Source organism: Exiguobacterium sp. RIT341, from assembly GCF_000632205.1.
In the GTDB taxonomy this organism is placed as follows: Bacteria; Bacillota; Bacilli; order Exiguobacteriales; family Exiguobacteriaceae; genus Exiguobacterium_A.
In genome coordinates this window covers 1,446,458-1,459,832 of sequence record NZ_JFYW01000001.1, presented here as the reverse complement: position 1 = coordinate 1,459,832, position 13,375 = coordinate 1,446,458, and the positions used below count along the sequence as shown (strand labels likewise).

The window sequence follows — 13,375 nt, the reverse complement described above, 5'->3', positions numbered from 1 at the left end:
ACGATGAAACAATTCTTAAAACGACAGGACGGATTCACTTTACTGGAGATGGCAGCCGTCTTATTAATCATTTCGTTGTTACTGCTCGTTTTGATTCCAACGATGACAAGTGGAAAGGATCAGGCGAAAGGTGTGAGTTGTGAGGCGAATATTCGAGTCATTCGTTCGGAGGTCAATCTCTATTATGCGAAAGAGAAAAAATACCCGGAATCGCTTCAGACGATCAATCGGGGAACCGCCGATAAACCGAATGCCCTCGTCTGTGATCAGGAGACGTATACGTATGATCCGAAGACTGGCGAACTTACGAAGTGAACAAGGATTTACCTTATTTGAGATGACGGCGGTACTGACAATCATTGCTTGTTTACTTGTTTTGTTGTTGCCGGCACTATTTGAAAAACGACCGGACTGGATTCCGCTTGAACAAGAGGTTCGTCTAATGGAACAAGATATTCAGACGCTTCGGCTCATGCAGTACTCGAAACAAGATCAAGCATTGATGCAGTTTCGATTTCGAGGAGACGGGACAGGATACCTTGTACTTGCGGATGACCGGCTGTTATGGCAACGAACGTTCCAGAATGGGCATACATGTGCCGTCCCCCCGTCAAACCGCATCATCTACTTTAAGAGCTATCACTCGATTTATGCAGCGACGTGGTCTTGCCGTTCGGCAACAGCCGAGTATGAAATTAAATTCTTACTTGGGAACTATCAAATGGCAATCCGTAAAGTGAGGTGAGAAGTATGCAGGACAAACGACAAGCGGGTTTCTCTTTGCTCGAAGTGATTCTCTCTATCGTTGCGATGGGTGTCTTCATGATGCTAGCGATCGATCCTTATCTCGATTTACGAACGAAACAAATCAAATGGGAACAAGAGACGAAACAGCTTGAGCAGATGGCGACGGATCAAGTTGAAAACCGAACAGTGTCCTATGTTCTGAAGCAAGGAGCGTGGTGCAATGAAACGACATGTCTTGCGAGCAGAATCCGGAATGACCCTCCTCGAACTATCGTTCGTCCTGTGGATCAGTCCGTTGCTCCTGTTGGCGATTTTGACGCTGACACCACTCGTTCGCCCACCAGAAGTCAATCGAATGAATGAGGAACTGTTCTTTCATACCGTAGAACGGCTCATGTGGCGGAGTACGATGTGTGAACGCGTTGGAGATGAGATTCGCGGAATGGACGTTAATCCGGGAGAGATGGCTGAGAAATGGCGTCTCGTCCGTGTGCAGGATCAACTACGCCTCAAGAAAGAACAAGGAGGTGAACTGACATACGCTCGCGATGTCAAACAATACACTGTGACAAGCACTGCCGAGATCCTCTCAATTCAGTTGAACGACAGCAAACGTTCCTTCCGATGCGTCAAGACGGATTCATCTTGATTCAGACCTTACTGTTGCTTCTAGGCATGGGAGTCGTGCTCTTAATCGCTTGTCAGCAAATTGACGAAGAAATGCGCCATCATCAGTTGGAACAAGAAGCACTACAACTCGAATCTCTCATCCGCGCGGCAAAAGCAGATTGTACGAAGGATGAGACCCTCCGCTATCCAATCGGGCAAGTCAGCTGTACAGTGACCGATAAAGGCTTTAAAATGGAAGCGAGATTAGATAATGGTCAAAGAATCGAGGCGGTCGTTACACATGAGTAAGGTTTATTTGATTGGCTTTATGGGAACTGGTAAATCAGCCGTCGGACATCGATTACGTGGACGATACACGGTCGACGAATTGGATGAACACTTCGAACAGAAACATGGACAAACGATTCCTTCTTTTTTTGCTGAGTATGGCGAAGCAGGGTTTCGTACACACGAGAGCGAATTGTTAAGGAACAGCAACGCGGAAGTAGTCGTCACGGGTGGTGGAATCGTCGAACGAGAAGAGAACCGACTGTTCATGAAAAAGGCAGGGACAGTCATTTGGATTGATACGCCTTTTGATGTCATCTGGAAACGGATTGCTTCTGACTCGAATCGTCCACTCGTGACAGAACGGGAACAGGTGAAGCATTTATTCGATCGTCGCTATTCTTTGTATGCTGGAGTTGCCACTGTTCGCATTGAAGGAACGACATCAATCGAAGGGTTGGTTCATGCGATTGAAACTGTATTGGAGGAAAAGTCATGATTTGGATTACGTTAGGTATTATTTTATTGTCCATCGTAGGACTTGTGTTGTTCGGATTCATTCTTTACAAAAAGAAGCTATCTCAGGATATTCAACAATTAAAGCAATTGATGGAGCGCTTTACGATTCGTCAGAAAACCTTGCAGACGAACATCGATCATACAACGCACCGAATCGATCAAATCAAAGGGAACATCAACCGGATCACCGAAGAAGGAAATCGTGTGAAGCAGGGAACAAGCCAATTGGTGACGGAAGGTCGTCGACTCCAGGAGGAAATCAAACGAACTGCCGGAATCAAACAATTTTGAAATGGCTTTCATGGGAAGAATATGAAACAATAGGAGAGAAGGGACAGGGTCCTTTCTCTCTTTTTCGTATGTTCCTTTTTCCGAATAATACTAGATAATTATGATTTTAATTGGTAAGATGGATTTGAAAATGGAACATTAAAGAGAAGAGAGAGCGAAAACGTTCGTAAATAGGGGGATTTGTATGAGTCAAACGACATTGAAAAGAACACCGTTATTCGAGACGGTTTCGCAAACCGGTAAGATGGTGGATTTTGCGGGATTTGAAATGCCAGTTTTGTTTTCCTCGATTAAAGAAGAACACGTTGCAGTAAGGGAGAACGTCGGCATGTTCGATGTCTCGCACATGGGAGAACTGTTCGTCAGCGGACCGGATGCTCTGACGTTTTTACAAGCTACATTATCGAACGATATTTCGAAGATTGCGGTGGGGCAAGCGCAATATAACGTCTTATGCCAAGAAGACGGTGGGACAGTGGATGATTTACTCGTCTATCGTTTGGCAGAAACGGACTATCTTCTCGTCGTCAATGCTTCGAACATTGAAAAAGACGAACAACATTTACGTCACTATCTAACAGGGGACGTCACGCTTGAGAATCAATCGGAACAATATGGTCAAATTGCGGTCCAAGGACCACGTGCGGAAGCCATCCTTTCCGGCATGACACCACTTGTCTTATCAGAGATCGGATTTTTCAAGTTCCAACGGGGGACGGTTGCAGGAGTGGAAATGATCGTCTCACGCAGTGGGTACACAGGGGAAGATGGATTCGAACTCTACATGGCAGCTGGTGACGCACCTGCTGTCTGGCAAGCACTGCTTGAGCAAGGTGTCGTACCATGCGGGCTCGGGGCACGTGACACATTACGTTTTGAGGCATGTCTGCCACTTTACGGACATGAATTATCAGCAACGATTTCACCCATCGAAGCGGGAATGGGCTTTGCGGTCAAACCACAAGTCAAACCGTTCGTCGGTTCAGAGGTATTGTTGCAACAGAAAGAACAAGGAGCACCGCGACGCTTGATCGGTCTTGAATTACTCGATAAAGGGATTGCGCGTCAAGATGCACCGGTTTGGCATGACGGGGAAGTCGTTGGTGTGGTGACGACAGGTACGTTGCCGCCGACAGTCGGAAAAGCTATTGCTTGGGCACTCGTTCCTGCAGAAGTAGCGGAACAAGAGCAATTTGAAGTGGAAGTACGCGGAAAACGTTTAGCAGCGAAACGAACAGCGACACCGTTTTATCGTCGCACGAAATAAGGGGGATATTTCTATGGATTTTCGTTATTTACCAATGACAGCAGAAGATGAGCAGGCGATGTTACAGACGATCGGTGCAGCATCGATCGAAGATTTACTCGCTGATATCCCGGCATCCGTCCGTGATAACGGTACATTGGAAGAAGTCGGTGTGCCACTTCCGGAAACAGACTTGATTCGGACTCTATCGAAGCTTGCCGACCAAAACATGAATACGAAACAATATCCATCGTTCCTTGGCGCAGGCATCTATGATCACTATGCACCTGCTGTCGTCAATCATATGTTACTGCGCTCAGAGTTTTACACTGCCTATACACCATATCAGCCAGAAATTTCGCAAGGTGAACTACAAGCGATTTTTGAATTCCAATCGATGATTTGTGAATTGACAGGGATGGACGTCGCGAACTCGTCAATGTATGACGGTATTACGGCGTTAGCGGAAGCGGCCATGCTTGCGTGTGCCCATACGAAGAAAAAAACGATCGTTCTTTCAGATGGCGTTCACCCGGAAGCGCACGATGTCGTCCGGACGTATGCGAATGGTCCAGGATTAAACGTCGAGACGTTGTCGCTTGAGCAAGGTGTGACGCGAATTGATCAACTCGATGCCATCGAAGACGTCGCCTGTGTCATCGTGCAGTATCCGAACTTCTACGGTCGTGTCGAAGAACTACAAGCATTGGCCGATGCGACTCATGCTCGTGGTGCGCTGTTCATCGTCTCTGCGAATCCACTGGCACTCGGTATCTTAGAAGCGCCAGGTAAACTTGGCGCTGACATTACGATCGGAGATTGCCAACCGTTCGGAATTCCACAAAGCTTTGGTGGACCGACATGTGGTTATTTCACGACGACAAAAGCGTTGATGCGTAAGATTCCGGGACGTCTCGTTGGACAGACCGTCGATGAGAATGGGAAACGCGGTTTCGTTCTGACGTTACAAGCACGTGAACAACACATTCGCCGTGACAAGGCGACATCTAACATCTGTTCGAACCAAGCGTTGAATGCACTCGCTGCTTCGATCGCGATGAGTGCACTCGGAAAACGGGGTATCCGGGAACTCGCGACACGTAACTTGCAAACGGCACATGCCTTAAAACAAAAGCTGAAACAGGCTGGCTTTACGATCGTTGACGATGGACCGAGCTTCAATGAATTCGTCGTTACGCTACCAATCGACGCGACACGTGCGAGTCAACAATTGCTCGATCACGGGATCATCGGCGGTTTGCCGTTAGGCGCTTATGACGCGGCACGTCAGAATGAAATGCTTGTTTGTGCAACGGAATTACGGACGAATGAAGAGTTGGATCAATTCGTGACAGCGTTAGGGGGACTCACACATGAATGAGCAAACATTGATCTTTGAAATTTCTAAACCGGGTCGTATCGCCTATAGCTTACCGTTACCGACTGTCGATGAGGTGGCAGTAGAAGAATTGTTACCGACCTCGATGTTACGGAAGGAAGACGTGGCACTACCGGAAGTGTCTGAACTGGATCTCGTCCGTCACTACACGGCACTTTCGAACCGTAACCATGGTGTGGATTCTGGATTCTATCCACTTGGTTCATGTACAATGAAATACAATCCGAAAATCAATGAAGATATGGCGCGCCTCCCTGGGTTTGCACACATTCACCCGCTTCAACCAGTCGAAAGTGTTCAAGGGGCACTCGGTTTGATGTATGATCTGCAAGAAAAACTCGCGGTCATCACAGGAATGGATGAAGTGACGCTCCAGCCGGCGGCGGGAGCACACGGTGAGTGGACAGGTTTGATGCTGATTAAGGCCTACCACCATGCGCGTGGTGACTTTAAACGGACGAAAGTCCTCGTACCGGACTCGGCACACGGAACGAACCCGGCATCGGCATCAGTAGCTGGATTTGATACCGTGACGGTCTTATCGGATGAACGTGGTCTCGTTGATCTAGCAGACTTAAAGAAAAAAGTCGGTGACGATACAGCGGCACTCATGTTGACGAATCCCAACACGCTCGGTTTGTTTGAGTCGGATATCGTCGAAATCGCACAAGCGGTTCATGAAGCAGGCGGAAAACTGTACTATGATGGTGCGAACTCGAATGCGATCATGGGCATTGCTCGTCCAGGGGACATGGGCTTTGATGTCGTCCACTTGAACTTGCATAAGACGTTCACAGGACCGCACGGTGGCGGCGGACCAGGATCGGGTCCAGTAGGGGTCAAACAAGATTTGATTCCGTATTTACCGAAACCAATCGTCCGCAAAGAAGAAGAGCGTTATGTCCTCGACTACGATCGCCCGGAAGCGATCGGTCGCGTCAAACCATTCTACGGTAACTTCGGCATCAACGTTCGTGCCTATAGCTATATTCGGACGATGGGTGGGGCAGGTCTCGCTCGCGTCTCGAAAGAAGCGGTCTTGAATGCGAACTATATGTTGGCTCGTCTCAAAGGTGCGTATGACGCGCCATACGACGTCTATTGCAAGCACGAATTCGTCTTGTCGGGTAAACGTCAAAAAGCATTAGGTGTCCGGACGCTTGATATCGCTAAACGTCTGCTTGACTTTGGATACCATCCACCAACGATCTACTTCCCGTTGAACGTCGAGGAGTGTATCATGATCGAACCGACGGAAACGGAATCGAAAGAAACACTCGACGCCTTCTGTGATGCGATGCTCCAGATTGCAAAAGAGGTCGAAGAGACACCGGATGTCGTCTTGAACGCCCCACACACGACGGTCGTCAAACGGATGGACGAGACACTTGCTGCTCGCAAGCCCGTCTTACGCTATGAACCAAAACAAGAAGTACATGTATAAGCAAGAACCATAAAAAAAGGATCTCTCCTTCCGGAGGGATCCTTTTTTTGCGATGAACGAAGCATCAGCTCCGTTTGATTTTTCCTGACCACTGCTTGAATCCGCCTTTTAATTGATACAGATTCGTATAGCCTGCTTTTTTCAAAACTTTTGCAGCCTGTGAAGAACGCATGCTACCTTGGCAGTACAAGTAAATCGGCATATCTTTCCGTAATTCCTTCGAGCGCATCTTCATTTGGCTGACCGGGATATTACGAGCACCAACGATGTGTCCACCTTTGAATTCCTGTGTCTCGCGGACATCGACGATTTGTGCTTTGCGATAGTTCGCACGGAATTCTTCCTGTGACAATTTCGTGATACCTTTGACCGGCATGAAACGCCAAGCGATGTAGGCGATCAGCGCGACCCATAATACGATCGTAACGATAGTTCCAGTTTCCATATTCGACTTCCAACCCCTTCGTTCGTTTAACCTCTGTTTCATTATAGTCAACGAAATCGATTTCGGCAATCGACTCGTGATTGCGCGACCGAGAAAGGGTTTGATACACTAATACGGAAACGTTTTGGGGGTGCTGAAGTGAACAGAGAGTGGCAAGTATTGACGACGCCGGCAATGGAGCCGGCAATGAACATGGCAATCGATGAAGCATTAATTCAGTTCGTCGGGCGGGGGGAGATCGCACCGACGCTTCGTTTTTACTCATGGGAACCACGTGGATTAAGTATTGGTCATTTCCAACGAGCAACCCGTGATATCGATCGAAAGCGGATCGCGGAGCTCGGCATTCCGATCGTGCGTCGGATGACAGGAGGGCGAGCTGTCTTGCATGCAGACGAGTTGACATACAGTATCGTCATCCCTGAAGATACGGAAGGGTTACCACGCACGGTCATCGAAAGTTACCGAATGTTGACGGAAGGGATTCGCAAGGGATACCATCACCTCGGCATTCCAGTCGAATTTTCAGTTCCATTGACGGAAGAGGAAAAAGAAGAATTACGGAAGCCAAAATCGGCTGTCTGTTTTGATGCAGCATCGTATTATGAACTCGCTGTCGGTAAACGAAAAGTCGCCGGAAGTGCACAAGTCCGTCATCAAGGCGTCGTCTTACAGCATGGTTCTGTTCCACTCTCTGTTGATGAAGGCGAACTGTTTGATTGCTTCTTGTACGATGATGAGTCGACGCGCGAGCGGATGAAGGCTCGTTTTTCAGGAAAGGCTGTCGCTCTGAACGAGTTAGCAGGTCGCGCTGTAGCATTTGACGAAGTAAGAGGAGCGTTCACGAAAGGGTTTGAAGAAGCACTTGATTTGTCGTTCGTTCCGTTGACATTCACTAGTGAGCAGTGGCAGGAGATTGAGCGTCTTGCCGAGAAATACCGTAGTGATGAGTGGAACTGGAAACGCTAATGAATGAAATGGGAAGGTGATGTCGTGCCAACTCCGAGTATGGAAGATTATTTGGAACAAATTTATAAGTTGATTGAAGATAAGGGATATGCCCGTGTATCGGATATTGCGGAGTCATTAGGTGTACATCCTTCGTCTGTGACGAAGATGGTACAAAAGCTCGACCGCGAGACCTATCTCGTTTATGAAAAATATCGGGGGCTCATGCTGACGCCTAAAGGACGTAAGATTGGGAAGCGTCTTGTAGAACGACATGCATTACTTGAAGATTTTCTTCGTCTCGTTGGTGTGGATGAGGAATTGATTTACAAGGATGTCGAAGGAATCGAACACCATATTAGCATCGAAGCATTGGATAAAATCAATGGGATGATTCAGTTCTTTGCGGAACGTCCTGGTCTGAAAGAAGAGTTACATCGCTATCAACAAGCCCATCCAGAGGATTGAGGCTTGTTTTTTTATATAATTTCTTATTAGATACACTTAAACACGAACAATCCATTATAATTTCATGGTAAAGTACGCATTATGAGGTAGATATGCTATACTGATCCTGAAAATGGACGAAGGGGGTGACGGGTGTTCGCACCTTGTCATGGAAATCACGATTAAAGAAAAGTTAGTGTCGGAATCACAACTGAAAGAAAAAGTTCGTGAGTTAGCACAGCAGATCGAAGCAGATGCGGCAGGACGTCAAATCGTTCTCGTCGTCGTATTGAAAGGATCGATGGTTTTTGCTGCGGATTTGATGCGCGAAATCAAAGGAAGCGTCCAAATTGATACGGTCGCGTGCTCTTCTTATGGTACAAAGACCGTTTCTTCAGGTCGTGTTCAATTGAAGAAGGACCTCGATCTCGATGTTCAAGGAAAATATGTCGTCGTCATCGAAGATATCATTGATACAGGACGGACGCTTCATTTCCTATGTGATCATATGAAATTGCATCAGCCAGGCGTCCTGAAGGTGTGTACGTTACTTGATAAACCGGCACGTCGTGAAGTAGAACTCGATGCGGACTATGTCGGGTTCGAGATTCCGGATTACTTTGTTGTCGGGTACGGGATTGATTGTGCTGAAGAATACCGCAATCTTCCTTACATCGGTTGGGTCGAAACGGAGTGAAAAATAAGGAGGTTCGTCATAGGCGACGAACCTCCTTAATTAATATGCTTTCAACATTAAAAAGCACGTTTTTTCTTTTTGCCTTTTTTTCCTTCAATGACCGTCAGATGAGGCGCTTTCGAACGATCACGTAACGGTCTGACTTTATTCGATGCAGGTGCTTTCGAAGACTTGACTGGTTTTTTCTTGAAGTCTGTCCGGCGAACAGAATTCGAAGGACCATGCATTTTTTTGGATTGAGCGACCGATTTACGGTACTGTGCGTTCGTACCGTTTCCGACGCTTCGATTACGAGTCAGGAACTTAAAGAGTAAGAAGATGATCCCGGCAGTAATGCCGAAGAACAGCAATTGTGAAAACAGACTACTTGGATTATTGACGAGTTTATATCCAAAGCCGACAAAAGCGAACAGTAACACGACGAGTGCGAATGTAGAACCAATGCGTTGTCTGATCATAATATCACCCCTGTTATCGATTAACCCAGTGCATTCTCATGTAGGTTATGTTCCTGTTTTTCTAAGGCTTCAAACGCATAAATCGCAACCTCAATTTGAGCATCATCCGGTTCTTTCGTCGTCAAGTACTGTAACCATAGACCAGGCAAGGCGATAACACGAAGTCCTTTGATATGTTGTGCTTTATTCGTTAGCTGTAAGACTTCAAATGAGAGACCGATGACGACCGGTAATAAAGCAATCCGGCAGACGAGACGCAACCAAAGCGGATCTGTTGGGACGATCAAGTAGACGAAAAAACCGACGATGACGGTGAAAATCAAGAAACTCGAGCCACACCGGTAATGGAGTCGACTGCTAACACGAACGTTTTCGACGGTGAGTGGACGTCCGGATTCGACACAGTTAATGACTTTATGCTCAGCGCCATGGTACTGAAAGAGTCGTTTGACGAGTGGAGTCAAAGAAATCACGTAGAGATAACTAAATAGTAACGTTAATTTAATCACTGCTTCGATGACATTTTGAACGACATGTCCCGATAAGAGCGGAAACACATCAAACAAAGACGCAAGGAAAGCAGGTAATAGCGTAAAGAGTAATTTCCCAAAGAAAAAGGAAAGAATTCCGACGACAGCCACTCCGAGCCATTTCGTCAATGGACTAGCCGTTGACTCTTCCGGTTGTTCTTCACCGGGTTTAACGCCGTAGCGATCACTTGCGAAATTCATGTGACTTGCGCCATTCGCTGAAGACTCCATTAATGCAAAGAGACCGCGCAGGAGTGGAATTCGTTTTCCTTTGGCGATTCGTGGTCGAATCGGTTTTTGTTGTGCAAACGTCTCAATCGACGAATCATTTCGACGAATCGCAGAGACCGCATGGGTCGCATTTTGGAACATGACGCCCTCGACGATGGCTTGACCACCGACCGGCGGATTAGTCGTTTTCATAATAGAACGCATCCCGTCTTCATTAAAATTAGGTGTATCGTCAGTGTACTTGATTTACGACAAAAAAACTATGTTCGACTCGTCAAAACGAGGTAATCTTTAGGAGTCGGAAATCGGGTTATGATACAATGAAAAAGAATTCGAGGAGGTGTTTTTTTGCGTGTCTTGATTTTAAACGGACCAAACTTGAATTTACTCGGAACACGCGAACCGGATACATACGGAACGGCAACGTTAGCTGATTTAGAACACGAGCTTCGCGCTTATTTTCCGAACATTCAGTTTCGGTTCGAGCAATCGAACCATGAAGGACGACTGATTGATGTTCTTCACGAGGAACGAGGGGCGGACGGCATCGTCTTCAATGCGGCTGCCTACACGCATACGAGTATCGCGTTACGTGACGCGATTGCTGCAATCGAAGCACCCGTCATAGAGGTCCATCTATCGAATGTCCATTCACGTGAATCCTTCCGGCATCATTCGATGATTGCACCAGTCTGCAAGGGGGTCATCGCTGGACTTGGCATGACGGGATATCGTCTGGCAACAGAAGCACTCCAAGCTTTACAACAATCGGAATAAGGGGGAAATCAATCATGAAACAACGGATCGAGGCGTTACAAGCAGCTTTAAAGGAACGGGACCTTCCAGGATTACTCGTCACGAAAGCAGAGAACATTCGTTATATTTCCGGCTTCACAGGTTCAAGCGGTGCATGTCTCGTAACAGAAGAGCAAGCGTACTTCGTGACGGATTTCCGTTACACGGAGCAAGCGGCAGACCAAGTCAAAGGAATGGAAATCGTCCAAATTGAACGTTCGATTCCAGAGACAATGGGTGAATTGATGGCAGGGGCACGTGTTCGCGCGGTCGGCGTCGAAAAAGATGCGATGACACTCGGTGCTTTTGAAGCGTATGATCAAGCTTCTTCGATCGAACTCGTTCCGACGACGGGAATCATCGAAAACCTACGCTTGATTAAGGATTCATCAGAGATTAAGATGATTAAGGAAGCGGTGGAGCTCGCAGATGCGACCTTCCAGCATATCTTGACGTACATTCAACCAGGACGGACGGAACTTGAAGTATCAAATGAACTAGAATTCTTCATGCGTAAGCATGGAGCGACGTCTTCTTCTTTCGATACGATCGTTGCATCGGGCTATCGTTCTGCCTTGCCGCACGGTGTTGCCAGTTCGAAGGTCATTGCGACAGGCGAACTTGTCACGCTTGATTTTGGGGCGCTTCTGAACGGTTATGTTTCAGATATCACACGGACTGTAGCAGTCGGTCCGATCAATGCTGAATTGCAGAAAATCTACGATACAGTCTTACAAGCGCAACTAGCGGGTGTTGATGGTTTAAAACCAGGTATTACAGGGATAGAAGCGGACGCATTGACGCGTGATATCATCAAAGAAGCAGGATACGGCGAGTACTTTGGTCACTCGACGGGACACGGCATTGGTCTAGAAGTACATGAAGGACCTGGTCTATCTTTCCGCTCTGAGACGAAACTTGAACCGGGCATGATCGTCACGGTCGAACCAGGTATCTACGTGCCGCAAGTCGGCGGATGCCGAATTGAAGATGACGTCTTGATCACGGAAACAGGTCGAGAAATTCTTTCGTCTTCACCAAAAGAACTGATCACTCTCTAATTCAGAGTGACGGGACATTTTAGGAGGAACCATTCATGGTATCAGTAAACGATTTAAAAACAGGATTAACGATCAAAACTTCAGACGGTATGATTTGGCAAGTACTTGAATTCCAACATGTTAAACCAGGTAAAGGGGCAGCGTTCGTTCGGACGAAAATGCGTAATATCCGTAACGGGAACATCCAAGAGATGACATTCCGCGGCGGTGAGCGTGTCGAGCGTGCGCACATTGAGCGTAACAAGATGCAATACCTCTACCCAATGGGTGAGACATATGTCTTCATGGATACAGAATCTTACGAGCAGTTGGAATTGACGACGGCACAAGTCGAAGCAGCTCTTCCATACTTGCTTGAAAACATGGAAGTTCAAATCGCTGTTTATAACGGCGAAATCCTCGGTCTTGAATTACCTAACACGGTCGTCATGACGATCGTTGAAGCGGAGCCGGGCGTTAAAGGCGATACAGCTTCGAACGTCAAGAAAAACGCGACAGTAGAGACGGGACACATCATTCAAGTGCCACTCTTCATCGAAGCGGGCGAAAAAGTAACGGTTGATACACGTACAGGTGATTTCACAGGTCGTTACAACGGATAAGAACGAAACGACAAGACGTCTTTCACCTTTTGTTAGGTCGAGAGGCGTCTTTTTTCATCCAGCGTGACTTGCATCCAATGGTATGACCAGTTAATATAAGTATTTGAGTAGGCATTAGCACCTGGTATAATAATTGTGAATACAGCATAGATGGGGGAAGAATGACAGATGAAAATCGATCAGTTGAAACAAGTACTCGAAATGCTCGATCAGTCGAGTGTAAACGAACTCACACTTGAGACGGATACGTATAAATTGGAGTTAAAGAAACAAGGAGAGACGGTAACGGTCTCACACCAAGCACCCGCTGCACCGGTAGCAACACCTGCTCCTGTGAAACAAACAGCAGCACCTGTTGAAGAAGAAGCAGTCGCTGACGATACGATCACAATCAATGCGTTAATGGTCGGGACGTTCTATTCTCGTCCAAATCCGGATAAACCGGCATACGTCAAAGTCGGGGATCAGATCGAAGTCGGTCAAGTCGTCTGTGTCCTTGAAGCAATGAAACTCTTCAATAACTTAAACTCGGAAGTATCTGGAACGGTCGTCGAGATTCTTGTCGCCGATGGAGATCTCGTTGAATTTGGTCAACCACTCTTCCGGATCCGTCCGTAA

19 protein-coding genes are annotated in these 13,375 nt (G+C 47.1%); 16 read left to right on the top strand and 3 right to left on the bottom strand.

Annotated features, from left to right (window positions below; all coding sequences use genetic code 11):
* Positions 1 to 3: 3 nt before the first annotated feature.
* The 9 genes from BW42_RS07655 (at position 4) to gcvPB (ending at position 6,543) form a co-directional block, all read left to right on the top strand.
* Positions 4 to 315 (top strand): competence type IV pilus major pilin ComGC, encoded by a 312-nt coding sequence (locus BW42_RS07655; protein WP_023467559.1) that lies wholly within the window; start codon positions 4 to 6, stop codon positions 313 to 315.
* Positions 284 to 745, top strand: a complete 462-nt coding sequence (locus BW42_RS07650; protein WP_035409128.1) for a prepilin-type N-terminal cleavage/methylation domain-containing protein — start codon at positions 284 to 286, stop codon at positions 743 to 745. The genes BW42_RS07655 and BW42_RS07650 overlap by 32 nt, the downstream gene beginning before the upstream one ends.
* A 5-nt stretch (positions 746 to 750) precedes the next feature.
* Positions 751 to 1,110, top strand: coding sequence for a type II secretion system protein (locus BW42_RS16165; protein ID WP_081780392.1), 360 nt, complete (start codon positions 751 to 753; stop codon positions 1,108 to 1,110).
* 282 nt (positions 1,111 to 1,392) lie between these two features.
* On the top strand, positions 1,393 to 1,665 hold the full coding sequence (locus BW42_RS07640) for a hypothetical protein (RefSeq protein WP_231496877.1): 273 nt from the start codon (positions 1,393 to 1,395) through the stop codon (positions 1,663 to 1,665).
* Entirely contained in the window at positions 1,658 to 2,143 is a 486-nt protein-coding gene (locus tag BW42_RS07635; protein WP_035409124.1) for a shikimate kinase, read from the top strand. Before BW42_RS07640 ends, BW42_RS07635 begins: the two co-directional genes overlap by 8 nt.
* Entirely contained in the window at positions 2,140 to 2,454 is a 315-nt protein-coding gene (locus BW42_RS07630) for a hypothetical protein (protein WP_035409123.1), read from the top strand. Before BW42_RS07635 ends, BW42_RS07630 begins: the two co-directional genes overlap by 4 nt.
* A gap of 184 nt (positions 2,455 to 2,638) precedes the next feature.
* Complete coding sequence (gene gcvT / locus BW42_RS07625; protein WP_035409121.1) at positions 2,639 to 3,721, top strand: glycine cleavage system aminomethyltransferase GcvT; 1,083 nt, start codon at positions 2,639 to 2,641, stop codon at positions 3,719 to 3,721.
* 13 nt (positions 3,722 to 3,734) lie between these two features.
* The gene (gcvPA, locus tag BW42_RS07620; protein WP_035409120.1) at positions 3,735 to 5,081 is read left to right on the top strand and encodes an aminomethyl-transferring glycine dehydrogenase subunit GcvPA; all 1,347 of its coding nucleotides are present in this window, start codon (positions 3,735 to 3,737) and stop codon (positions 5,079 to 5,081) included.
* Positions 5,074 to 6,543 (top strand): aminomethyl-transferring glycine dehydrogenase subunit GcvPB, encoded by a 1,470-nt coding sequence (gene gcvPB / locus BW42_RS07615; RefSeq protein WP_035409117.1) that lies wholly within the window; start codon positions 5,074 to 5,076, stop codon positions 6,541 to 6,543. Before gcvPA ends, gcvPB begins: the two co-directional genes overlap by 8 nt.
* A gap of 64 nt (positions 6,544 to 6,607) precedes the next feature.
* Here gcvPB and BW42_RS07610 read toward each other — a convergent pair whose 3' ends face one another.
* Positions 6,608 to 6,988: a rhodanese-like domain-containing protein gene (locus BW42_RS07610; RefSeq protein ID WP_035409116.1), complete on the bottom strand. Its 381-nt coding sequence runs from the start codon at positions 6,986 to 6,988 to the stop codon at positions 6,608 to 6,610.
* A 138-nt stretch (positions 6,989 to 7,126) separates the two neighbouring features.
* Here BW42_RS07610 and BW42_RS07605 point away from each other — a divergent pair, with 138 nt between their 5' ends.
* The 3 genes from BW42_RS07605 to hpt all read left to right on the top strand — a co-directional run bounded on the left by BW42_RS07605 (position 7,127) and on the right by hpt (position 9,080).
* Positions 7,127 to 7,957 carry a lipoate--protein ligase family protein gene (locus tag BW42_RS07605; RefSeq protein ID WP_035409114.1) on the top strand — a complete coding sequence of 277 codons (831 nt, stop codon included), beginning with the start codon at positions 7,127 to 7,129 and terminating at the stop codon, positions 7,955 to 7,957.
* Positions 7,958 to 7,981: 24 nt separating this feature from the next.
* The gene (gene mntR, locus BW42_RS07600; RefSeq protein ID WP_035398709.1) at positions 7,982 to 8,404 is read left to right on the top strand and encodes a transcriptional regulator MntR; all 423 of its coding nucleotides are present in this window, start codon (positions 7,982 to 7,984) and stop codon (positions 8,402 to 8,404) included.
* A 148-nt stretch (positions 8,405 to 8,552) separates the two neighbouring features.
* Positions 8,553 to 9,080: a hypoxanthine phosphoribosyltransferase gene (gene hpt / locus BW42_RS07595; protein WP_035409112.1), complete on the top strand. Its 528-nt coding sequence runs from the start codon at positions 8,553 to 8,555 to the stop codon at positions 9,078 to 9,080.
* 56 nt (positions 9,081 to 9,136) lie between these two features.
* Here hpt and BW42_RS07590 read toward each other — a convergent pair whose 3' ends face one another.
* The gene (locus BW42_RS07590) at positions 9,137 to 9,538 is read right to left on the bottom strand and encodes an SA1362 family protein (RefSeq protein WP_035409109.1); all 402 of its coding nucleotides are present in this window, start codon (positions 9,536 to 9,538) and stop codon (positions 9,137 to 9,139) included.
* A gap of 20 nt (positions 9,539 to 9,558) precedes the next feature.
* On the bottom strand, positions 9,559 to 10,491 hold the full coding sequence (locus BW42_RS07585) for a DUF1385 domain-containing protein (RefSeq protein ID WP_035409107.1): 933 nt from the start codon (positions 10,489 to 10,491) through the stop codon (positions 9,559 to 9,561).
* A 156-nt stretch (positions 10,492 to 10,647) separates the two neighbouring features.
* Between BW42_RS07585 and aroQ the strand changes: the two genes are divergently transcribed.
* The 4 genes from aroQ to accB all read left to right on the top strand — a co-directional run bounded on the left by aroQ (position 10,648) and on the right by accB (position 13,375).
* The gene (aroQ, locus tag BW42_RS07580; protein ID WP_035409105.1) at positions 10,648 to 11,076 is read left to right on the top strand and encodes a type II 3-dehydroquinate dehydratase; all 429 of its coding nucleotides are present in this window, start codon (positions 10,648 to 10,650) and stop codon (positions 11,074 to 11,076) included.
* A 14-nt stretch (positions 11,077 to 11,090) separates the two neighbouring features.
* Positions 11,091 to 12,155: a Xaa-Pro peptidase family protein gene (locus BW42_RS07575; protein ID WP_035409103.1), complete on the top strand. Its 1,065-nt coding sequence runs from the start codon at positions 11,091 to 11,093 to the stop codon at positions 12,153 to 12,155.
* A gap of 35 nt (positions 12,156 to 12,190) precedes the next feature.
* Entirely contained in the window at positions 12,191 to 12,757 is a 567-nt protein-coding gene (efp, locus tag BW42_RS07570) for an elongation factor P (RefSeq protein WP_023467577.1), read from the top strand.
* A gap of 168 nt (positions 12,758 to 12,925) precedes the next feature.
* The gene (gene accB / locus BW42_RS07565; protein WP_035409101.1) at positions 12,926 to 13,375 is read left to right on the top strand and encodes an acetyl-CoA carboxylase biotin carboxyl carrier protein; all 450 of its coding nucleotides are present in this window, start codon (positions 12,926 to 12,928) and stop codon (positions 13,373 to 13,375) included.